We start from the raw sequence: 22,000 nt of genomic DNA, 5'->3' as shown, positions 1-22,000 counted from the left end.
GCGTTCTGACTTTTCCCCCTTTCTTTTTGTTTCAAGGACTCCCCGTGCGCATTTCTTCCGCCCTTGTGCTCATTGGCCTTCTGGCTGCCCCCTTTGCCTCTGCCCAGGCCGCAGGCCCCGTCACCACGGCCAGTGGCCTGGTCTATGAATCGCTCAAGGACGGCACCGGCGATTCGCCCAAGGCCACCGACACCGTCAAGGTGCACTACAAAGGCATGTTTCTGGACGGCAAGGAGTTCGACAGCTCCTACAAGCGCGGCGAGCCGACGTCGTTCCCGCTCAACGGCGTGATCCCCTGCTGGACCGAAGGCGTGCAACGCATGAAGCCGGGTGGCAAGGCCAAGCTGACCTGCCCGCCCTCCATCGCTTACGGCGCCCGGGGAGCCGGTGGCGTGATCCCACCCAATGCCACGCTCAACTTCGAGATCGAACTCATCTCCATCGGCCGCTGACCCCATGCTGCTCAAGGTCGGTGATCTCGCGCGGCGCACCGGCCTGACGGTGCGCACGCTGCACCACTATGACGAGATCGGGCTGCTCAAGCCTTCAGGCCGGTCCGAGGCGGGCTACCGCCTCTACAGCCAGGCCGATGTGCAGCGACTGCACGGCATCCAGACCATGCGCCAGATGGGCCTGGCGCTCAGCGACATCGGGGCGCTGCTGGCGGGTGACGGCATGGCCCCCGAACGCATCATCGGGCAGCAGATCCGCTCGCTGGACCAGCAAATCGCGCAGGCCACCGAACTGCGCGGACGCCTGACCATGCTGAGGGACGGCCTGATGGCCGGTGCCGAGCCAGACATGGGCAACTGGCTGGAGGCCCTGGCGCTGATGACGACCTATGGCAAGTATTTCAGCTCGGCCGAACTCAAGCACATCTTTCAGAACTGGAACCTCATTGAGGCTGACTGGCTGATCGTCAAAGACCTGGTGCGCAGTGCCATGGACCGCCAACTGGCACCCGACACACCCGAAGTGCAGGCGCTGGCCTACCGCTGGATGGCGCTCATGCTGCACTGGATGAAGGGCGATCTGGACCTGCTGGAGCGCTGGGGCCATATGTTCCGCACCGAACCCAGCACCCAGGGGCGCAACCACGCACCGCCGGGTGAAATGATCGAGTACATCGAAACGGCCATCAAGCTGCGCATGGCGCTGCTGGAAAAGTACCTGACCCGCAACGATCTGCGCACACTGGGCCATGTGCCCCATACCGACTGGGCAGCGCTGGAGCAGGACGTTCAGCAGCTTCTGGCCCGCGCCCTTCCTCCCCACCACCCCGATGCGGTGGCTGCCGCTTTGCGCTGGAACGCACTGTTCGACACACTCACGCGGCGCAGCCCCGAGTTGCGCCAAAAGCTGCTCATGGCCTCAGCCAATGAACCGCTGCTGCAGGCAGGCTCGCCCCTGAGTGCTCCCGTGCGCGCCTATCTGCAGGCAGCGCTGGCGCACGCAATGCCAGCACCTGCGGCCGCTGTGGTATCCCCACACCGCTGACAACAGCACCGCCCCAAAAAGTCAGAAAAGTGCTTGACCCTCACGCAACGTGAGGCTTCACAGTCGGTCCCTATGAATGGACCGACTCACACCCCAGAATCCGCCGCCCCGGGCCGAAAACTGCATGCCCTGGACAATCTGCGCGCCGCCATGATGTGGCTGGGCATCGTGCTGCATGTTTCGGTCATTTACATGAGCCGGCCGTCTCCCCTGCCCTGGCACGACGATTTGTCCACGTCGGTGGCCGACTTGCTGGTGGCGGTGATCCATGCGTTCCGCATGCCCCTGTTTTTTATCCTGGCCGGTTTTTTTATGTCGGCACTGGTGCAGCACCGAGGGCTGGCGGGCATGGTGCGCAACCGGCTGCGCCGCCTGGGCCTGCCTTTTGTGGTGTTCTGGCCGCCCTTGTTGGCGGTCAGCACCCTGCTGGGCCTGTTGTTCCTGCACCGCATGGCCCATGGCACCTGGGGCGTAGACCGCAGCCTGCTGCCCCACGGCCCCAACGTACCCAAAGGCCCACCGACCATGCACCTGTGGTTTCTGTGGATGCTGCTGTGGCTGGCCGTGTTCACGCCTGTGGTGTGGGCTGCGGCACGTGCGCTGCCTGGCGGCGTGCAAAAAGCCCTGGGGCGCTTCGCCGCCTGGCTGGGCGGTTCGGCCCTGGGCGTTGTGGCGCTCACCCTTCCACTCGCCTGGATCGGCGCCCACTACGACCACGGAATTGTCACGCCCAGCGGTTCCTTTCTGCCTCCCTTGGCGGAATGGCTCCACAACGGGCTTTTCTACGGATTCGGGCTGTGCTTGTACACGCAGCGCAGGGACTTGATGGTGCGCTACGCAAGGCACTGGCCCGTGCTGGCGGGCCTGGGGCTCGTTTGCTTCCTGATCACTGCATTCTTGTCGGAAGTGCTGGCCCAGCCTGAGGCTTCGGCCTTTGCTCTGGTCCTGGTCACCGGTGCCTTCACCGAGATCCTGGCCGAGCCCGTCTCTGCCACCCGGCACCTGCAGTTCTGGATGGCACTGGCTTACAACGCCGCGTCCTGGTTGTGGAGCTTTGCGCTGATCGGGCTCTTTCTGCGCCACGTCGGACAGCCCCGTGCCTGGCTCGCCTACCTGGCCGACAGCTCGTACTGGGTGTACCTCGTGCACCTGCCGCTGACGATTGGTTTTGGCGCGCTGCTTTATGGGGTGCCGATTCCCGTCCTGGCCAAGATGGCTCTCAATGTGCTGGCCACCACGGCCCTGTGCCTGGCCAGCTACCACCTGTGCGTGCGATTCACTGCCGTGAGCCAGTGGCTCAACGGGCGCCGGCACACCCGCAAATCTTTTGGAGACCCTGTTCATGCGACCTGAAATGCCCCATCACCCTTCGCCCCCCCAACCAAAGAGCGCTCCCCAGGACCCACGCGCCGCGCTGTTCAAGGACCCCAACTTTCGCTGGATGACGAGCGGCTCCTTCCTGTCCATGCTGGGCGACCAGTTCACGCTGATTGCACTGCCCTGGCTGGTGCTGCAGATGACGGGCGACACCCTGGTGCTGGGCACCGTGCTGGCCCTCATCAGCGTGCCGCGCGCACTGTTCATCCTGATCGGCGGAGCACTGGTAGACCGCCACTCGCCCAAGCAGGTGCTGATGATCACCAAATACATCAACCTGGTGCTGCTGGCCGTGCTGGCGGGGCTGGTGCTTGCAGGCACCCTGACGCTGTGGATGGTGTATGCGCTGTCGCTGGGCATTGGCCTGGCCACGGCCTTCAGCATTCCTGCTGGCACGGCCATGATGCCGCACGTGGTGGCGCGCTCGCAGTTGCAGGCCGCCAACGGCATCAGCCTGGGCCTGCGCCAGCTGACCATGTTCCTTGGGCCTCTGCTGGCAGGGCTGCTCATTGCGCTGTTTGGTGCGGGCGACGCAGTCAAAGAAGTCGCCAGTGCACCGGCCCATGCCAACGCCACCGGCATCGGCCTGGCCTTCGCGCTGGATGCCCTGAGCTTTGCGGTGTCCGCCTGGACGCTGTCCAAGGTGCAGACCCATGCAGGCAACTCGGCCCCGGCTGCCGCACCCCAGGCGGTGCTGGCATCGGTGGCGCAGGGCCTGGTTCACTTCTGGCGCGATGGGGAACTGCGCACCTGCTTTCTCTACTGGAGCGCCATCGCCCTGTTCATCATGGGCCCCATCCACATCGCCATCCCCGTGCTGGCCAGCAGCACGCCAGCGCTGGGCGCGGCCGCGTTCGGCACCATGGTGGGCGCCCATGGCGCGGGCACGCTCCTGGGCATGGTGGTGTCGGGCATGTTGCCGAGGCTGCGTTTTGGCAGCCTGGGCATGACCATCCTGGCGTTCGACGCCATCATCGGTGTACTGTTCATGCCTCTGGGGCTGATCACAGCCGTGTGGCAGGGCGCAACGCTGATGCTGGTCATCGGCCTGCTCGGCGGCTTCATGCAGGTGAGCGTGTTCACCTGGATCCAGCAACGTGTGCCGCCGGCCCTGATTGGCCGGGCGATGAGCCTGTTCATGTTCATCTTCATGGGCCTGGCCCCCATCTCCGCAGCCGTCACGGGCTGGGTGATGAAAAGCATCACGCTGACCCAGCTGTTTGCGGCCAGCGGAGGTACGCTGGTGGTGCTGGCCGCGCTGGCTTTTGTACTGACGCCCATGCGCCGCGTGACGGATGCAGCACCCGCCACACGCTGAGGCTCCCCACGCAAAAAAGGCTGGACCACTGTCCAGCCTTTTTTTGTGCCTTAGGAGGAGATCCTCAGACTTCAGTCACGAACTGCTCGCGGGGGCGGCGCACCTTCTTCAGGTTCACCAGCCAGTCGCCTTCATCGGCGCGGTAACCCAGCGGCAGGATCGACACGCTGCGCAGGCCACGTGCCCGAAGGCCCAGGATCTCATCGAGCGCGTTGGGGTCAAAACCTTCCATGGGGGTGGAGTCCACCTCTTCAAACGCAGCGGCGATCAGTGCGGCACTCATGCCAATGTAGGCTTGGCGGGCTGCGTGCTGGAAGTTCACCTCGGCATCGCGCTGGGGGTAGCTGTTCAGCAGCATCTGGCGGTAGTTTTCCCAGCCTTCGTTCTTGAAGCCACGCTGGTCATTGGTCAGATCGAACATCATGTTGATGCGGTCGGCCGTGTAGTTGTCCCATGCGGCAAACACCAGCAGGTGCGAGCCGTCGGTGATCTGGGCCTGGTTCCAGGCGATGGGCTGGATCTTGGCGCGCACAGCGGGATCGGTCACCACGATGATTTCAAAGGGCTGCAGGCCACTGGAGGTGGGCGCCAGGCGCGCGGCTTCGAGAATGCGCTCCACCTTCTCCTGCGGAACCGCCTTGGTGGGGTTCATCTTCTTGGCGGCATAGCGCCATTGCAGTTTATTCAGCAGGGGTTGGGCAAGGGAGGTGTCGTCGATGGGGTTCATGGCAAAAATTCCTGACAGTCAGTAGCGATCGGGTTGGATCTAAAAAATGCGGGATGGTGGAACTGTAGGGATCCGAATCTCCTTCGGTAAGCCCCGTGAGAGAAAAGGATTGTTCGCAATTGATCAACAATCGCCCCTTGAAAGACGCGCTGAAGCCGTTCACCCCGGTCTCTGCGTGTACGAGCCCCCGGGGCCTGCAGGATCCGCAGGCTTGCGGGCGTACACTCGTGGCCATGCTTTCTGGCCCACAGCATTGCGCAGCGCGCGCACTTTCCTCGCGCCAAAACCCCTGGCCGCGCCCCTCCCATGAGTGAACCCGACCTGTCGTTTCTGGACCCTGCGGGGCGGCAGCCCGCTCCCACAGGTCACGCGCCCGGGACTCCCACCCCGCGTGCCACGCCCCCCAGCACAGGAGCCGAGGGCCTGGTGGCTGAGCTGCGCGCCTACCAGGCAGAGCTGGAGAGCCAGAACAAGGTCCTGCGCTACAGCCAGACCGTGGCGGAAAGCGCCTACGAACGCTTCGAGACCCTGTTTGCCAGTGTGCCGCTGGCCCTCATGGTGGTGGACGAACACGACATGGTGGTGCAGGCCAACTCGATGGCGCACCGCTCGTTCCAGCCCACCGAACGCGACCGCCCGCTCACGGCACTGATGCCCTTTGTGCGCCCGCAGGACGCCCGGCGCGTGCGCGAGGCCTTCGCGCTGGCGCAGGACCTGGGCCGCAGCGAGGTCAAGGAGGTCGTTTTTTCCATCAATGCAGATACGCCCATCACGGGCGACCTGCACATCGCGCACATTGAGGCCCCGCAAAGCAGTGGTCCCCCCCTGTCGCAGTTTCTGTGTGCAGTGATCGACCAAGGCCCACTGCTGGCCGAGCGCCAGGCGCTGCAGCACAGCGCCATTACTCTGCAGCAGCGCAACGAACAGATCCGCGCCAGTGAGAAGCGGCTGGAGGCCATCATCAACTCCGCGCTGGACGCCATCATTTGCGTGGACCAGCACCAGCGCATCACCGTGTTCAACCCTACGGCGGCAGCGCTGTTCCAGTGCAGTGCCAGCGACGCGCTGGGCAGCACCCTTGACCGCTTTTTGCCCGATGCGGCGCAGGCGCTGGCGTTTGCCCAGCTCACCACCCAGGCCCTGCTGGGCGAGATGACGGCGTTGACCGCCAGCGGCAAGGAACTGGCCGTGGAAGTGAGCGTGTCGTTCGAGCGCCATGCCGAGGGCGAAACCACCACCGTGTTCGCCCGCGACCTGACCGGCCGCAAGAAGGCCGAGGCGCACCGCAGCGAGCTGGAAGCCCAGCTGCGCGAGTCGCACAAGATGCAGGCCGTGGGCACCATGGCGGGCGGCATTGCTCACGACTTCAACAACATCCTGGGCGCGATCCTGGGCAATGTCGAACTGGCCAAGGCCGACTGTGCAGCAGGTTCGCCCGTGCTGGAAAGCCTGATGGAGATCGACAAGGCCGGTCGGCGTGCGCGCGACCTGGTGCGCCAGATCCTCACCTTCAGCCGCAACGAGCCACCGCAGCGCTCCGCAGTGTCGTTGGCCGAAGTGGTGCACGACACCGAACGCCTGCTGCGCGTCACCCTGCCCCCCGCCATCGAGCTGCACATGCAGTTGCAAGCAGGCCTGCCCCCCGTGCTGGCCGATGCCACGCAGGTCGAGCAGGCCCTGCTCAACCTGTGCACCAATGCGGTCCATGCCATCCAGAGCCAAGGCACCGAGCGCGGCAGCATCCATGTGGAAGCCGCTGCCGTGCAGCCCGACCAGCGCCTGAGCGAACGGCTGGGCCTGGCCCCCGTGGACTACGTCGCCCTGACCGTGCGCGACAGTGGCCCCGGCATGGACGCTGCCACGCTGGAACGCATCTTCGAGCCCTTCTTCACCACCAAACCCGTGGGCCAGGGCACGGGCCTCGGCCTGGCGGTGGTGCACGGCGTGATGCGCACACATGAAGGCGGCGTGGACGTGCACAGTGCCCCCGGCCAGGGCAGCCGGTTCACGTTGTACTTTCCGGTCGCCCACAGCGCGGCGCAAAGCACCCTGGATGCGCAGCCCACTCAAGCGGTGCAGGCCGCACCAGCATCCTCCGCACCCTCGACGCCTCCCGCCACCGATACCCCCGGCAGCGCACCGCGCAAGAAGCACCACGTGATGTACGTGGACGATGACCAGGCCCTGGTGTTTCTGGTTCAGCGCCTGCTGCGCCGCCGGGGCTATGAGGTCAGCGGCTACACCGACCCGCATGAGGCCACGGCCGCGCTGCGCGCTGCCCCGCAGGCCTTTGACCTGCTGGTCACCGACTACAACATGCCCGGCTTCTGTGGAGTGGACCTCGTGCGCGAAGCCCGCCTTATCCGCCCCGACCTGCCCGTGGCCCTTGCCTCGGGCTACGTCACGGCCGAAATCGAACAGGCTGCGCTGGCCGAAGGCGCACAGGCATTGATCCACAAGCCCAACGACGTGGAAGAGCTTTGCGCCACCGTGCAGCGCCTGGTGGGCGGCGACAGCCATGCCGCAGGCTGAAACCAGCGCGCTGGCTGCGGACACTGCTGGCCTACCCGCCCCGGTGGCACTGCATGAAGATGCCGACCTGCTCGTGCTCTGCAAGCCCTCAGGCCTGCTGTGCGTACCAGGGCGCGGCCCCGACAAGCAAGACTGTCTGAGTGCCCGCGCTCAGCAGCACTGGCCCGGCGCACTCATCGTGCACCGGCTGGACCAGGCCACCTCAGGCCTGGTGCTCATGGCCCGGCATGCCGAGGCACAACGGCGCCTGAGCCTGGCGTTCGAACAGCGGCAGATTCACAAGCGCTACGTCGCAATCGTGCAAGGCCTGGTGGCCGAACCGCCCGGCTCCTGGGCAGACATCCATCTGCCCATCGCTGCCGACTGGGAGCGACGCCCCCTGCGCGTGATTGACGCAGAGCACGGCAAGCCCAGCCACACCCGCTGGCGCCCCCTGGACCACAACACGGCGGCAGGAACCACGCGGGTCGAGCTCGAACCCGTCACTGGCCGCACGCACCAACTGCGCGTGCATCTGGCCGCCCTGGGCCACCCGATCCTGGGAGATGCGCTGTACGCCAATGCCGCCACCCAGGCCCAGGCGCCACGCCTGCTGCTGCATGCCGGGGAACTGGCCTTGGCCCACCCCACCACCGGGCAGGCCATGCGGTGGGAGCTCGCAGCTGATTTTTGAAGTTATTTGCCACCCAGCGCTTGAAGGGTGTCATTTATAGCTATATTTTTAATAGCAAACCATACTCAATGACTGGGCAGCAGGGCCGTCACCGAATGGCTCAATTGCTCCTGCCAGGGCAAAGCGTCCACCACCGTGGACAGCAGTTCCAGGTTCTTGTGCCACCCGGTGTCGTTGCCCGTGGAATACACCAGCATCACGTTGCTGCGGGGCTGGCCCAGCCGTGCCCAGGCAAAGGGCCGTTGCGCTGTCCAGAGACTGATGTGCCAGTCCCAGCCAATGGAAACCACGGGGCAGGACGCGCTCACCCATTCGGTATAGCCGCTGATGGTGGTTTCGCAGCCGCACACTGCGGTGCGCGGCACCACCAAGTCCAGGTCTACCGCTGACATCAGATGGTGGATGGGCAGGGACAGCAACTCGTCAATCGACAGGCGCAGCAGGCCATCCGGCGACACCTGCATGGCGTTCACGCCCGCTCCCCACAGGCCACCCAGGTTGCGGCCCATCCCAGCGTGGTGCGGTCTGGCTGTGCGCAAGGGCCTACAGCGCCCCCGGGCCGCTGCATCAGCCCAGCAACCCCAGCATGGCGGCACGCACGGTGGCAGCCGTCTTGTTGGTGGTTTGCAGTTTGGTCACGGCATTCTTGACGTGGAAGTTCACGGTGTTTTCCGACACATCCAGCAGCGAGGAGATGTCGGCAGAGGTCTTGCCGTCGGCGGTCCATTTGAGCACCTCGATTTCTCTGGCCGTCAGATGCGGCTGCATCTCTTCGGCCTGGCGTGTCGTAAAGATGCGCGACAGGATCAGGTGCGCAATGTGCGCCAGCCAGCGCATCTTCATCTCGCTGTGGGCAATCTCGTCGGGTGTCAGGGCATCGGACGAACGCGCCAGCGTCAGCATGCCGCGCACCCCGCCCCCATCAATGCACGATTGCGCCCATCCAAAGCGCAGGCCAAACGATCGCGCGTCCTCCCAGAAATCCTGGGCTGATGCAAACACGTCGTCCGACCAGACCAGCGGGGTCTGCTTGCGGCACCCATGCTGCACCGTGGGGTCCACCTGCACATAGCCCTGCTGCACATACCGCTCCTGCCAGGCCGGCGGGTAGTTGTTCAAGAAAATGGTCTTTGGGTTGGACAGGGGCATGGGTACCCGCAGGCCATAGGCGCAGTACTCAAACCCCAAGGCGTGCGCAGCAAGCTCGATTTTGCAAAAAACCTCTTGCTCAGACTGCGCGCGGTCCATCACCCCCAAAAGATCTTCTTGCCAGCTTGTCATAGGACTCCAACACCGAGCACCACCCCACAGAGACTGACCATCCGCATGCGAATTACGCACCATCAACCGCCGTTACGTTTTTCCACATTCTGGCGGCATTGAAGCCCTTTGGCGAGTTGATTTTGAGAGGGACGGGGTCAGGCAACACCTACCAGAGTTGGTAGTTACAAATATTTTCGGGTGATTTTCTAATGGGGAAAACTCATGAGGGAATCTCCGATGCGCATCACCTCTGGCTGCTCTGCGGAACTGCGTCCACCACTGATGACCCGCATGGCCCGGTACCGGCACCGCGTTTTTGTGGAAAAACTGGGCTGGCAGCTGCACTGCCGCGATGCCCTGGAGCTGGACCAGTTCGACCGGGACGACACCGTCTACGTCATCGCCCAGAACGAAGACGGCGAGGTCATCGGCACCGCCCGGCTTCTACCCACCACCCGCCCCTACCTGCTGGCCGAGGTGTTTCCGCAACTGCTCAACGGTGCCCCGGCCCCCGACGCGCCGGAGGTGTGGGAGCTGTCCCGCTTTGCATCCATGGATTTTTCAGGTCCCACGGGCTCTGCGCTCGACCAGTTCTCCTCGCCCATCACCACCGGCCTGCTGCAGGCGGCCAGCCGGTGCGCCATGGCACACGGGGCCCAGCGCATGGTCACTGTCTCGCCACTGGGGGTGGAGCGCCTGCTGCGCCGCACGGGTTTTGAATCGCATCGCCTGGGCCCGCCCACCGTGGTCCAGGGCCATCCGCTTTTTGCCTGCTCCATTCGGTGCAAGTGACAACACGAACCCGCCTGCTGACACGCTCGCCGCCCACAGCCCTTGCCTGACATGACCATGCCGCAGCCTTCCTCGCTCCAGCACCCGGCCCAGGGCCCGACCCCTGCGGCTGCCTCTCCAGGCCTGACGCCCCACGGCCTGCGGGTGGTGATCCCGCATGCCGGACGGGTGACAGGTCCCCTGCGCGAGGACCTGCTGCAGCAGCGCCCCGTCACCCTCTGGCTCACCGGCCTGAGCGGCGCGGGCAAGTCCACCCTGGCCTATGCGCTGGAGGAAGAACTGCATGGGCTCGGGTTTGCGAGTTTTGTGCTGGACGGGGACAACCTGCGGCACCGGCTCAACCGCGACCTCGGTTTCAGCGCCGCCGAGCGCTCGGAAAACATTCGGCGCGTGGCCGAAGTCGCCGCCCTCATGAACGACGCCGGGCTGATGGTGTTCACCGCACTCATCTCCCCCCAGCGCAGCGACCGTGCCATGGCCCGTGCGCTCATCGGAGAACACCGCTTTCTGGAGGTGCATGTGAGCACCCCGCTCAACGTGTGCGAGGGCCGCGATCCCAAGGGCCTGTACACCCTGGCGCGAGCGGGGCACATCCCACAGTTCACAGGGGTTTCCGCCCCCTACGAGGCACCCGAATCGCCTGATTTCAGCATCGACACCGCCCACCTGAGCCTGCCCGATGCCTGCGCGCAGGTGCTCGCGCTCCTGCGCCAGCGCGGGTACATCCGCTAGGGCTGTCTTTTTTGCACGTTTCTTTCCATGTCTACCGACCACGCCCCAGTCTCCGCCCCGGCGCCAGCCCCCACGGCCCATGGGGTGCACGCCTATGACCTCTTCAACGGTGATGCCGACGGGCTGTGTGCCCTGCACCAGCTGCGCCTGGTAGAGCCCCGCGACAGCTTTCTCATCAGCGGGGTGAAACGGGACATTGCCCTGTTCGACCAGCTGCCCTCCGGGCGGCCGCTGCAGGTGACGGCGCTTGACATCTCGTGGGACCGCAACGCACAGGGCGTGTGCCGGGTGCTCAATGGCGGCGGCCACGTGACTTATTTCGACCACCACAGCGCAAAAACCCTTTTTCGCCACCCGCAGCTTACCGCCCACATTGACACCGGCCTGGACGTCTGCACCAGCATCCTGGTAGACCGCCACCTGGGCGGCGTTTTGCGCCAGTGGGCCATCGTGGCGGCCTACGGTGACAACCTGGACGCCGTGGCCGACCGCATGGCGCGCGAACATGGCTGCACGGCGGCCACACGCGGTGCGCTGGCGCAGCTGGGCTACCTGCTCAACTACAACGCCTATGGCGAAAGCCGCGAAGACCTGCACTTTTGCCCCGTGCAGCTGTACCGGTCACTCCATCGCTTTGAAAGCCCGCTCGACTTCATGGCCAAGGCCTACGAATTCCGCCGCCTGCAAGAAGGCCATGCCAGCGACCAGCAGGCCGTGCAGGACCTGGCCCCCTACACCGCCAACGACCGGGCCACCGTGTACGTGCTGCCCGACCGCGCATGGGCCCGGCGCCTGTGCGGCACCCTGGCCAACCAGCTGGTGGCACGCAACAACGGGCGTTCGGTCGCCGTGCTCACGCCCCGTTCGGACGGCGACTTTCTGGTGAACCTGCGCATCGGCAGCGCCAGCGCCAGCCGTGCCGACATCTTCTGCAGCCGCTACCCGGCGGGTGGCGGTCGCCATGGCGCGGGCGGCATCGACCGGCTGCCCGACCAGGATATGGATCGCTTCATCAACGAGTTCTTCGCGCACCTGGAGTCAGACACACCATGAACCAGCCAACCCACACTACGCGCCCGCTTCCGCTGTTGATGATTCCGCTGCGGCGCTGCGGCAGCCATGCACTGCGCCTGCGCCTGAACGCCAGCCCACAGTTCCACTCCCCCTACCCCCTGCACATCGTGGACTTCATGCCCCTGGTGCCGCTGTATGGCGACCTGCGCGACGACAGCGCGTACCGGCAGATGGTCAAAGACGTGGTGGGACTGCAGCAATCCAGCATGGTGAAGTGGCCGGGGGTGCATTTCGACGCCGAGGAGATCTTCAACGCGCTGGAGAACGAACCCCGCAGCGTGCACCGCATTGTGTGGGAGCTGCTGCTGCGCAGCGCAGAGCAGCACGGGGCCAGCGTGGCCATGGACAAGTCGCTCGACAGCGTCCACTACGCCCACGACCTGATGGCCCTGTTTCCGGAAATGCGTTTTCTGAACGTGGTGCGCGACCCCCGGGCGCAGGTGGCTTCGATGAACCGGGCAATCATTCACGACTTCGACACCACACTCAACGCCCTGGCCTGGGTCAAGGCCCACGCCACAGGCCGCGCACTGGCATTGCGCTACCCGGACCGCGTGCTCACCATCCGCTACGAAGACTTCCTGGGCGACCAGGAACACACGCTGCGGCGCATCTGCCAGTTCATCGGCATCGAGTTTCTGCCACAGATGCTGGACATCGCGGCATCGCAAGAGGCGCAAGACCTGTCCCGCATGTCCGCCCTGTGGGAGTCCAACTGCTTTGCCCCCCTGCCAGCGAACAAGGACAAGTTCAAGACCCAGCTGCAGCCTCATGAGATCGAGACCATCGAAAGCCTGGCGTGGGAAACCATGCACTACTACGGCTACGAATGCATGACCGAGGCCCAGGCCCTGCCCCCCACGCCCGTGGTGCTGGCGCAGTGCCACCAGCAGTCAGAAAAACGGCGCGTCGAGGCCTGGGAGCAGTTGCTGCGCAGTGCGCCGCGCGACTATGCGGCCCGCCGCGTGCGGGCCGACTACCTGGAGCGCGTGCGCCAGCGCCTGCAAAGCACCAGCTCCCTGGAAACCGGGGCAGCGGCCTTGTCCTGACCAGCGCGACAAACCAACCTGGTCCACAGGCACCCGACCCCAGCCCCTTCACACACCTTCGCCACTGCACCCTCAAGGAACCGCCATGCGCATCAAAGACCTGAAACTGGGCATTCGACTTGGAGTGGCATTCGGGCTGCTGCTACTGATCACCATGGTCATCGCTGTACTCGGCGTCATGAGCGTGAACGCCCTGCAGCACAGCAACGAGCACATTGCCACCTCGGAACTCAAGCGCCAGGGCATCGTGCACCAGTGGCAGACCGACATCCAGATGAACTGGTTGCGCACCGAGGCCTTCCTCAAAGCCAACGACGCCCAGTACGCCGGCAAGCTCAAGAAAGACATGTCTGCCGTGGTCGAGGTGCAAAGCAAGCGCATGCAGGAGGTGCGCAGCTACCTGTTGTCCGGCAAGGAAATGCAGCTTTACGACCAGGCCATTGCCGCGCGCGATGCCTACCGCGTCAAGCGCACCGAACTCGTCAAAGCCAAGGAGGCGGGACAGGACGTGGCCGCGCAGGCCGATACCGTGCTGGCGCCCGTCTTTCAAAGTTACGCGGCCGTGCTGCAAGAGCTGACCCACACGCTGGACGAAGGCGTGGCCAGCACCCTGAAGGACACCACGCGCAAGGCCGAGGCCAGCACCGCCTGGGTGAGCGGCAGCACCGTGCTGGCCATCCTGGTGGGGTTGTTCCTGGCCTGGTGGACCACCCGCTCCATCACCGCCCCTGTGCGGCAGGCCGTCCAGGCCACCACGGCCATCGCGGCGGGTGACCTGGCCACTCCCATTCCCCAGGGGGCCAAGGACGAGCCGGGCCAGTTGCTCACCGAGCTGGCACACATGCGTGCCAAGCTGGCCGACATCGTGGCCAACGTGCGGCAAAGCGCCGAAAGCGTCTCCACCGCCAGTGCAGAAATCTCGCAGGGCAACCACGACCTCTCGGCCCGCACCGAACGCCAGGCCAGCGCGCTGCAGCAAACCGCTGCTTCCATGGAGGAGCTGGGCTCGACCGTGAAGCAGAACTCCGACAGCGCCCAGCAAGCCAACAAGCTCGCCCGCAATGCCAACGACGTGGCCGTGCAGGGTGGCGAAGTGGTGGCCCAGGTGGTGGAGACCATGAAGGGCATCAACGACAGCTCCAAGAAAATTGCCGACATCATCAGCGTGATCGATGGCATCGCCTTTCAGACCAACATCCTGGCACTGAACGCCGCCGTGGAAGCCGCGCGTGCGGGCGAGCAGGGCCGGGGCTTTGCCGTGGTGGCCACCGAAGTGCGGGGGCTGGCGGGCCGGTCGGCCGAAGCTGCCAAGGAGATCAAGGAACTCATCTCGGCCAGCGTGAGCCGCGTGGACCAAGGCACGGCCCTGGTCGACAAGGCCGGGCAGACGATGACGGATGTCGTCCAGTCGATCCGGCGTGTGACGGACATCATGAGCGAGATCAGTGCCGCCAGCGCCGAGCAGAGCGACGGCGTGGGCCAGGTGGGTGAAGCCGTGATGCAGATGGACCAGGCCACGCAACAGAACGCAGCCCTGGTCGAAGAAATGGCCGCCGCCGCCAGCAGCATGAAGAGCCAGGCCCTGGATCTCGTCCAGCTGGTCTCGGTGTTCCAGTTGGATGCAACAGGCAGCAGCACCCCGCTGCCTGCCGCCAGCCGGGCGCCCACACCATCGGCCCACACGGCCCACCCAGCCCTGGCACCGGTTGCACGCGTCGGCGCGCCCCGCGCCATCGCCGCAGCCTGAGGCGCCGCAAGGCAAGGCGATGGTTCAGGGCCTTTTGAGGCCCTGGCGCTTGATGGTTCTCATTGTTAGCTATAAAAAATATAGCAAATAAGACCGCATCCAGGCGCGACCAACGAGCCTACCCTTGCACCGGCCTCGACATCGCCCACTGCACCGCCAAAATGCTGGCCAGCACCACCAGCATGCCCCCCAGCGCCACCCCCGTCATGGCCTGCCCCAGCAACACCCAGCCCAGCAGCACGGCCGTGACCGGGCTCAGCAGCCCTAGCGATGACACCGCCACCGACGGCAACCGCGCAATGCCACGAAACCACAGCGCGTAGGCCAACAGGGCACCCGCCAGACTCAGGTAGACATAACCGCCTACCTGCGTGGCCGAGAGCGCGGGCAGCGGCGGGTCGACCACCCAGGCCACGGGCGCCAGCATGATGCCACCCGCCAGCAGCTGCCAGCCCGTAAATGCCAGCACCGGCAGGTCCGACCGCCAGCGCCGCGACCAGAACGTGCCCGCTGCCATGCACACTGTGCCCACCAGCGCCGCAGCCACGCCCACCATGTCCCACCGCGCCCCCGGCGACAGCAGCAGCGCCGCCATGCCCAGCACGCCAAGGGCACCCGCCGCCAACGCCAGGCCGGGCGGGCGCCGATGGTCCAGCGCCCAGACCAGCCCCATCACCACCAGCGGACCTATGGCGCCCACCACAGCCGCCACGCCCCCCGGCAACCGGTAGGCCGCCACAAACAGCAGCGCCTGGAAGACCCCGATGTTCAGCGCCGACAGCACCAGCAGGCGCCGCCACCCCACCCAATCGCCCCACGCCGGCCAACGGCGGCACCACAACACCAGCAGCAGGCCGGCAGGCAGCGTGCGCAGCAGCGCTGCCGTGAAGGGCCGGTCGGGCGGCAACAGCTCGGTGGTGACGATGTAGGTGGAGCCCCAAATGACCGGGCCCACGGCCGTGGTGAGCGCATCCAGCCAGGGAGAGGTACGGTGGTTTTGCATATAAATATATCTTCAATTCAAGATAAATAATCCTACCACGCCCGTGCCCTACAATCTTGAATTCAAGATAATTTCATCACCAACACCATGGCCACTCAACGCCAACCCGACGCCGTGGACGCCATCCTGGCCCAGTGGCACCGTGAGCGCCCCGACCTGGACGTGAGCCCCATGGGTCCCATCGGCCGCATCAAGCGCTGCGCCGCGCTGTTGCAGCGCAGGCTCGACGAGACCTTTGTCGAATTCGGCCTGAGCTATTGGGAGTTCGACGTGCTGGCCACGCTGCGCCGCAGCGGCGCTCCCCACTGCCTGGCACCGACCACGCTGTTTTCCACGCTCATGGTCACCTCGGGCACCATGACGCACCGCATGGGCAAGCTCGAAGCCCAGGGCTGGATCACCCGCCGGCCCAACCCCGACGACGCGCGCAGCTCGCTGGTACAGCTCACGCCCGAGGGGTTGGCACTGATCGACCGCGCCGTGGAAGCCCATGTGGCCAACGAGCACCGCATCCTGGCGCCACTGAAGGCCGCCGACCTCGCGGCACTTGACGCCCGGCTGGCACTGCTGCTGGCGGCGCTGGAGTCGCCCACAGGGCAGTAATTACCCCCGGCCATGGGTACTGCGCAGTAACATGGCGGGATGCCCCAAAACCACCTCACCATCCTCACCGGCGCATCGCGCGGCATGGGCCTGGCCATGGCCCAGCAGCTTTTGAAAAGCGGCAACACCCTGGTCTGCATCGCGCGCAGCACCAACGCCGACCTGGCCATCGAAGCGAAAGCGGCAGGCGTCACCATCGAACAGTGGCAGCAAGACCTGTCGCAGGGCGAACAGGCCGCCCACAAGCTGCAGGCCTGGCTGCAGGCGCAAGGCCCGCAGGCATTTGCCAGCGCCACGCTGATCAACAACGCGGGCATGATTCCGCAGATTGCACCGCTGTCACACAGCAATGTGGACGACCTGGCCACCGCCCTGCGTGTGGGGCTGGAGGCGCCCATGCAACTGACCGCCGCCTTCCTGGGTGCAACGGACAGCTGGACGGTGCCCCGCAAGGTGCTCAACATCTCCTCGGGCCTGGGCCGCCGGGCCATGGCCTCGCAGGCCGCCTACTGCGCGGCCAAGGCCGGCATGGACCACTTCACGCGCTGCGTGGCGCTGGACGAGGCCCTCAAGCCCCATGGTGCCAAGGTATGCTCGCTGGCGCCTGGTGTGATCGACACCGATATGCAGGTCCAGCTGCGCGGCGCCGACCCGGCCGCCTTCCCGGACCGCCAGAATTTCGCCAACCTCAAGACGGGTGGCCAACTCACATCGCCCACCGACGCCGCTATCCGCGTGCTCGCCTGGCTGGAACGCGCAGACTTTGGCACCAACCCGGTGGCCGATGTCAGAGATGCCTAAAGCCCCGAAACTCCTGTTTTTATAGCTGCTCGCGCTTTCTGGATAAGCGCTAGCGGCCAATTTAGCCTCAAATTCATCTGAAAGGACCTCCCCATGACCCGTGAAGTCGTCGTCGTCAGCGCAGTGCGCACCGCCATTGGCACCTTTGGTGGCAGCCTGAAGGACGTGCCTCCTACCGAACTGGGCGCACTCGTGGTGCGCGAATCGCTTGCACGTGCCAACGTGGAAGGCAAGGACGTGGGCCACGTGGTGTTTGGCCATGTGGTCAACACCGAGCCCAAGGACATGTACCTCTCGCGCGTGGCGGCCATCAACGGTGGCTGCGGCGAAGGTACGCCTGCTTTCAACGTGAACCGCCTGTGTGGCTCGGGCCTGCAGGCCATCGTCAACGCCAGCCAGTCCATCCTGCTGGGCGACACCGACGTGGCGATTGGCGCTGGCGCTGAAAACATGAGCCGCGTGCCCTTTGCCAGCCTGAACATGCGCTGGGGCGCCCGCATGGGCGACACCAAGATGGTGGACATGATGATCGGCGCTCTGCACGACCCCTTCCACAACATCCACATGGGTGTGACGGCCGAGAACATTGCCGCCAAATGGGGCATCACGCGTGAAGACCAGGACAAGCTGGCGGTGGAAAGCCACAACCGCGCCGAACGCGCCACGCAAAACGGCGTGTTCAAAGACCAGATCGTCCCCGTCACGCTCAAGAGCAAAAAGGGCGACGTGTTGTACGCCACCGACGAACACTTCCGCCCCGGCGCCACGATGGACGACCTGGCCAAGCTCAAGCCCGTGTTCATCAAGGAAAACGGCACGGTGACCGCCGGCAACGCCTCGGGTATCAACGACGCCGCCGCCGCCGTGGTGCTGATGGAAGCCGGTGCTGCCAAGGCCCGTGGCGCCAAGCCCCTGGCACGCCTGGTGGCCTACGCCCACGCAGGTGTAGACCCCAAGTACATGGGCATCGGCCCCGTGCCAGCCACGCAGCTGGCACTGAAAAAGGCGGGCCTCACCGTCAACGACCTGGACGTGATCGAAGCCAACGAAGCCTTTGCCGCCCAGGCCTGCGCAGTGACCAAGGACCTGGGCCTGGACCCTGCCAAGGTCAACCCCAATGGCTCGGGTATTTCGCTGGGCCACCCTATTGGCGCCACCGGCGCGCTCATCACCGTGAAGGCCATCCACGAGCTGCAACGCATCCAGGGCCGCTATGCGCTGGTGACGATGTGCATCGGCGGTGGTCAGGGCATTGCAGCGATTTTTGAACGCATCTGACCTCCCTGCGGGTGGGAACACTGCCATCGCCACCCGCGATGCTGCCACCCGCCATTGGCAAGGCGGGCGCCTCCGGTCATCAGCGATCATTGGCGCCCGCTGACCCAGATCAGCCAGGTGGCGTGTGCCCAGCCACCGCCTGCACATTCCATGAACCGACGGAGACAAACCACACCATGATTCGCACCCTGCTTTCCTTCACCGCGATCGCTTTTGCCGTGGGCACCACCGCGCACGCCCAGGCACCCGCACCGGCTGCGGCCTACCCCACCAAGCCCATCCGCCTGATCGTGCCCTTCCCGCCCGGCGGCGGCACCGACATCCTCTCGCGCCTGGTGGCCACCAAGCTCACCGAAAGCGCCAAGTGGACGGTGGTGGCCGACAACAAGGCCGGCGCGGGCGGCACCATCGGCATTGGCGAAGCTGTCAAGGCCGCGCCCACGGGCTATGACCTGGTGATGGGCCAGAAGGACAACCTCGTGATCGGCCCCTGGCTGTACAAAAACCTGCCCTGGGACCCCACCAAGGACCTGACCGCCATCGCCCACGTGGCCTACACGCCCGTGGTCATCGCCACCAGCGTCAACTCCAAGTACAAAACCCTGGCCGACGTGGTGGCCGCCGCCAAGGCCTCGCCCGGCACCATCACCTATGGCTCGCCCGGCAACGGCACGTCCATCCACCTGGCGGGTGACCTGTTCGAGAAGGCCGCAGGCGTCAAGCTGAGCCACATCCCGTACAAAGGATCGAACCCCGCGTTGATGGATGCGCTGGCGGGCAACGTGGACCTGCTGGTCTCGTCCCTGCCCTCGGCCATGGGCCAGATCAAGGCAGGCAAGCTGCGTCCGCTGGCCGTCACGTCGGCCAAGCGCAGCTCGTCGCTGCCCGAAGTGCCCACCGTGGCCGAGTCGGGCTTCAAGGACTTTGATGTGAGCACCTGGTACGGCGTGTTTGCCCCAGCCGGTACACCCGCCGCCGTGGTGACCACCGTGAACGCTGAAATCAACAAGCTGCTGGCCACGCCCGACATGAAGGCCGCCATCCAGGCCCAGGGCGCCGAGCCCGAAGCCATGTCGCCCGCACAGTTTGGCACCCTGCTCAAGACCGACTACGCCAAGTGGAAGGGCATCGTGGAAGCCTCCGGCGCAAAGATTGAGTGACCCCCTGAGGCGTTTCGCGCCTTCCCCCTGAAGGGGGACGCACCCGGTGGCCTGGCGGAGCCAGATCCACGGGTGCACTGGTACGGGGCGTGCCTGTTCCACGAGCTGTGGAATGCGCGGATGCACGGCGTCATCGAGAACTGAAATGAAGAACGGCTCCTTTCGGAGCCGTTCTTCATAGGAGTGGCGCTCAGTCCCTCACGACCAGAACCGGGATGTGCACCACACCCAGCACGCGCTGCGTGACGCTGCCCAGCACCAGCTTTTCAAGGCCTCGGCGGCCGTGTGAACCCATCACGATGAGGTCGGCGCCCGTGCTCTCCAGCGCGCGCAGGATGCCGTCGTGCACGGCATGGCCCTCGCCCACCACGGTGGTCACAGCCACACCGGCTTCGGCCATGGCTTTGCGCGTGGCTTCCAGGGCCGCGTTGGCTTCGGAGGTAGCGGCATTGATGTACTGCGCCTGGCCATACGCAAAATCGGCCCCCACGCCGGTGAAGGGATAGGGGTCTACCACGTAGACCGCCGTCACGGCGCTGCCAAAGGTCTTGGCCAGCCCGGCCGCCTTGGACACGGCCAGCATCGAGGTGTTGGAACCATCGACTGGAACCAGAATGTGCTTGAACATGGTGCTTCTCCTTGGGTTGATGGGTGAGTCAAGCTTGTGGCCCGACTTCTTGAACCAGAGTGTGAACCGTCACCATACCCCGCATCTTGATTCGCATCAAATCGGCTGCACACATGCGCTGCTGCAGGCGCTTGTGTTCAGGCTGCCGGGGTCTGCCCCACCACGTCCGCCCCCTGAAAGTTGCCGCGGCGGCAGGTGACCACCAGGGTGTCGCGGTACCCTCCTTCGGCCAACGGCTGAATGGGGGTGGACTCGTGGATCATGCGAGCATCGTCCAGCAGCAGCAAAGACCACGACTCGGTCAGCGTAAAGCGCTGGCCGCTCGGGCCTGCGGCCTCGAACACGCGCGTCTCGCCGCCCTTGACGCCCTCGCGCCCCACCAGGAAGACGGCCACAAGGTCCACGCCATCGCGGTGCGCCCCCTCGGGCGTGGGCCGGCCAATGCCGTCGGTGGTGTCGATGCGGAACTGGTGCGCCTCGATGAACCAGGGCACGGGCGCCTCGGACGGAGCAAACACGGCATCGGACACCCCAGCCAGCGCAGCCAGCAGCTGCTGCCACACCGGCTGGGCCACGGTGGCAGCCTCCATGGGCGCAAACCAGCGCTCCATGCCGCCATGCAGCGCGTTGTATTCCACAGGTTGCCAGTGCGCCCGGTGCGGTGCCTGCTGCAGTTGCCCGCCCTGCACCACAAAACACGCATGGCGGCGGCGCCGGTAGCGGCCACCGTCCTTCAGAAAATCATCGGGCGGCAACGCCGCCCAGTCGCCATTCAGGGCCATCAGCGACGAAAGATCGCAGCCCACCCAGCGGGCCACATCGGCAGGCGACAGAACGGCGTAGCCCGCCTGGCGAAGCTGGCTCGCCACATCGGAGGGAGCCGTGAACGGAGGAGAAAAAGTGACTTGGGCCATAGAAGCCCGAGCTTAACCGCTGGCGCCGCAGGTCTTCTGCGGTGGCTCAAGCAAGGTGCGGCAGGGCCTGCCACCTGCGTGGCATCCCGCAGCACTGCAATCGGCCTTCCCCCTCAGTCGTTAGCCGCTCGCCGCTCGCCATTAGCCGTTAGCCGTTAGCCGTTAGCCGTTAGCCTATCAATCGCGGTTGCCGTGGCCCTTGCCGTTGCCATGGCCGCGCCCCCGGTCATGGTCACGGTCGTGCTTGCCACCGTGGCGGTGGTCGTCGTCCCAGCGGCGGTCATCGCGGCCGTGGGCACGGGGTGGAGGGCCACGGCGTGGTGGTGGCTCCTGCACAAAATACACCGGTTGGTTGCAGGCGTTGTAGCGGCCACAGTGTTTGCCCCAGTTCTTGGCATGGCCGGGCGGCACATACAGGTAGATGGGTGCCCGTGGCACCACCACTGCCGGGCGGTGGATGATGACCGGCTCGGCGTAGATCAGCGGCGGTGGTGGCGCATTGCCGATGTTGATGCGGCCGTACACGCCGGGCGCCAGTTCGCCGCCCACGGTGGCGTTGACATAGGCCTGCGCGTGGGCGCCGCCAGCGGCTGCCAGCAGCAGCGCGGCCATCGCGCCAGACAGGAGAAGACGGAGTGAGTGCATCGTGGTCATGGTGGTGTTTTTCATGGGGGACTCCTTGTTTTTGCCACCCGGAGCCGCCACCCGTTGGGCGGCTGCGGTAGGCTGGCCCTGGTTTGTAACAAGGCCTGCCACACCCTACACCGCGCAGGGTGCACAGGATGTAAGGAAATGGCGACAGAACCCCTTTCCGGCCTCGCAGCGGTCAATT

The 22,000-nt window shown here is 65.5% G+C and carries 22 protein-coding genes; 15 read left to right on the top strand and 7 right to left on the bottom strand.

All coding sequences use genetic code 11. The features are described 5' to 3' along the window. The first annotated feature begins 50 nt into the window (after positions 1–50). The 4 genes from AC2YJX_RS20700 (at position 51) to AC2YJX_RS20685 (ending at position 4,192) form a co-directional block, all read left to right on the top strand. Positions 51–452, top strand: coding sequence for an FKBP-type peptidyl-prolyl cis-trans isomerase (locus AC2YJX_RS20700; protein ID WP_369801340.1), 402 nt, complete (start codon positions 51–53; stop codon positions 450–452). Positions 453–456: 4 nt separating this feature from the next. Continuing rightward, positions 457–1,497 carry a MerR family transcriptional regulator gene (locus AC2YJX_RS20695; protein WP_176885804.1) on the top strand — a complete coding sequence of 347 codons (1,041 nt, stop codon included), beginning with the start codon at positions 457–459 and terminating at the stop codon, positions 1,495–1,497. Between the two features lie 72 nt (positions 1,498–1,569). After that, a complete protein-coding gene (locus AC2YJX_RS20690; protein ID WP_487257152.1) occupies positions 1,570–2,850 on the top strand; it encodes an acyltransferase family protein in 1,281 nt (426 codons plus the stop codon). Then, positions 2,840–4,192, top strand: coding sequence for an MFS transporter (locus AC2YJX_RS20685; RefSeq protein ID WP_487257151.1), 1,353 nt, complete (start codon positions 2,840–2,842; stop codon positions 4,190–4,192). The genes AC2YJX_RS20690 and AC2YJX_RS20685 overlap by 11 nt, the downstream gene beginning before the upstream one ends. Positions 4,193–4,256: 64 nt before the next feature. Here the strand turns inward: AC2YJX_RS20685 and AC2YJX_RS20680 are convergent, their stop codons facing one another. Then, the gene (locus AC2YJX_RS20680; protein WP_055397419.1) at positions 4,257–4,919 is read right to left on the bottom strand and encodes an NAD(P)H-dependent oxidoreductase; all 663 of its coding nucleotides are present in this window, start codon (positions 4,917–4,919) and stop codon (positions 4,257–4,259) included. Between the two features lie 306 nt (positions 4,920–5,225). Between AC2YJX_RS20680 and AC2YJX_RS20675 the strand changes: the two genes are divergently transcribed. Further along, positions 5,226–7,451, top strand: a complete 2,226-nt coding sequence (locus AC2YJX_RS20675; protein WP_121506583.1) for a PAS domain-containing hybrid sensor histidine kinase/response regulator — start codon at positions 5,226–5,228, stop codon at positions 7,449–7,451. After that, positions 7,438–8,124, top strand: a complete 687-nt coding sequence (locus AC2YJX_RS20670) for an RluA family pseudouridine synthase (RefSeq protein WP_431152850.1) — start codon at positions 7,438–7,440, stop codon at positions 8,122–8,124. The genes AC2YJX_RS20675 and AC2YJX_RS20670 overlap by 14 nt, the downstream gene beginning before the upstream one ends. Before the next feature lie 65 nt (positions 8,125–8,189). Here the strand turns inward: AC2YJX_RS20670 and AC2YJX_RS20665 are convergent, their stop codons facing one another. Further along, positions 8,190–8,633 carry a DUF4902 domain-containing protein gene (locus AC2YJX_RS20665; protein ID WP_055397425.1) on the bottom strand — a complete coding sequence of 148 codons (444 nt, stop codon included), beginning with the start codon at positions 8,631–8,633 and terminating at the stop codon, positions 8,190–8,192. A gap of 58 nt (positions 8,634–8,691) precedes the next feature. Further along, entirely contained in the window at positions 8,692–9,372 is a 681-nt protein-coding gene (locus tag AC2YJX_RS20660; protein WP_121506585.1) for an autoinducer binding domain-containing protein, read from the bottom strand. Positions 9,373–9,624: 252 nt separating this feature from the next. Here AC2YJX_RS20660 and AC2YJX_RS20655 point away from each other — a divergent pair, with 252 nt between their 5' ends. The 5 genes from AC2YJX_RS20655 to AC2YJX_RS20635 all read left to right on the top strand — a co-directional run bounded on the left by AC2YJX_RS20655 (position 9,625) and on the right by AC2YJX_RS20635 (position 14,781). Then, positions 9,625–10,179, top strand: a complete 555-nt coding sequence (locus AC2YJX_RS20655) for an acyl-homoserine-lactone synthase (RefSeq protein ID WP_055397429.1) — start codon at positions 9,625–9,627, stop codon at positions 10,177–10,179. A 57-nt stretch (positions 10,180–10,236) separates the two neighbouring features. After that, positions 10,237–10,911 carry an adenylyl-sulfate kinase gene (cysC, locus tag AC2YJX_RS20650; protein ID WP_487257150.1) on the top strand — a complete coding sequence of 225 codons (675 nt, stop codon included), beginning with the start codon at positions 10,237–10,239 and terminating at the stop codon, positions 10,909–10,911. A gap of 27 nt (positions 10,912–10,938) precedes the next feature. Next, entirely contained in the window at positions 10,939–11,964 is a 1,026-nt protein-coding gene (locus tag AC2YJX_RS20645; protein WP_487257149.1) for a hypothetical protein, read from the top strand. After that, on the top strand, positions 11,961–13,034 hold the full coding sequence (locus AC2YJX_RS20640; RefSeq protein WP_487257148.1) for a sulfotransferase family protein: 1,074 nt from the start codon (positions 11,961–11,963) through the stop codon (positions 13,032–13,034). Before AC2YJX_RS20645 ends, AC2YJX_RS20640 begins: the two co-directional genes overlap by 4 nt. Positions 13,035–13,119: 85 nt before the next feature. Then, positions 13,120–14,781, top strand: coding sequence for a methyl-accepting chemotaxis protein (locus tag AC2YJX_RS20635; protein ID WP_487257147.1), 1,662 nt, complete (start codon positions 13,120–13,122; stop codon positions 14,779–14,781). A 118-nt stretch (positions 14,782–14,899) separates the two neighbouring features. Here AC2YJX_RS20635 and AC2YJX_RS20630 read toward each other — a convergent pair whose 3' ends face one another. After that, positions 14,900–15,784, bottom strand: a complete 885-nt coding sequence (locus tag AC2YJX_RS20630) for an EamA family transporter (RefSeq protein ID WP_487257146.1) — start codon at positions 15,782–15,784, stop codon at positions 14,900–14,902. Positions 15,785–15,871: 87 nt separating this feature from the next. On the opposite strand from AC2YJX_RS20630, the gene AC2YJX_RS20625 reads away from it, so the two are divergent. From AC2YJX_RS20625 to AC2YJX_RS20610, 4 genes are all read left to right on the top strand, one after another. After that, positions 15,872–16,387, top strand: a complete 516-nt coding sequence (locus tag AC2YJX_RS20625) for a MarR family winged helix-turn-helix transcriptional regulator (protein ID WP_487257145.1) — start codon at positions 15,872–15,874, stop codon at positions 16,385–16,387. 39 nt (positions 16,388–16,426) lie between these two features. After that, a complete protein-coding gene (locus tag AC2YJX_RS20620) occupies positions 16,427–17,188 on the top strand; it encodes an SDR family NAD(P)-dependent oxidoreductase (protein ID WP_055397439.1) in 762 nt (253 codons plus the stop codon). A 93-nt stretch (positions 17,189–17,281) separates the two neighbouring features. After that, positions 17,282–18,466, top strand: coding sequence for a beta-ketothiolase BktB (gene bktB / locus AC2YJX_RS20615; protein ID WP_055397440.1), 1,185 nt, complete (start codon positions 17,282–17,284; stop codon positions 18,464–18,466). Between the two features lie 176 nt (positions 18,467–18,642). After that, positions 18,643–19,626 carry a tripartite tricarboxylate transporter substrate binding protein gene (locus AC2YJX_RS20610; RefSeq protein WP_055397442.1) on the top strand — a complete coding sequence of 328 codons (984 nt, stop codon included), beginning with the start codon at positions 18,643–18,645 and terminating at the stop codon, positions 19,624–19,626. 190 nt (positions 19,627–19,816) lie between these two features. Here AC2YJX_RS20610 and AC2YJX_RS20605 read toward each other — a convergent pair whose 3' ends face one another. The 3 genes from AC2YJX_RS20605 to AC2YJX_RS20595 all read right to left on the bottom strand — a co-directional run bounded on the left by AC2YJX_RS20605 (position 19,817) and on the right by AC2YJX_RS20595 (position 21,837). Beyond that, positions 19,817–20,254 carry a universal stress protein gene (locus AC2YJX_RS20605; protein WP_055397444.1) on the bottom strand — a complete coding sequence of 146 codons (438 nt, stop codon included), beginning with the start codon at positions 20,252–20,254 and terminating at the stop codon, positions 19,817–19,819. Positions 20,255–20,391: 137 nt separating this feature from the next. Continuing rightward, positions 20,392–21,168, bottom strand: a complete 777-nt coding sequence (locus AC2YJX_RS20600) for a 2OG-Fe dioxygenase family protein (RefSeq protein ID WP_487257144.1) — start codon at positions 21,166–21,168, stop codon at positions 20,392–20,394. Between the two features lie 177 nt (positions 21,169–21,345). Further along, the gene (locus AC2YJX_RS20595) at positions 21,346–21,837 is read right to left on the bottom strand and encodes a hypothetical protein (protein WP_228895041.1); all 492 of its coding nucleotides are present in this window, start codon (positions 21,835–21,837) and stop codon (positions 21,346–21,348) included. Positions 21,838–22,000: the final 163 nt, after the last annotated feature.

This window comes from Acidovorax sp. SRI_002, from assembly GCF_057586455.1.
The sequence above is the reverse complement of the archived record's forward strand: the minus strand, read 5'-3'. Positions and strand labels throughout refer to the sequence as shown.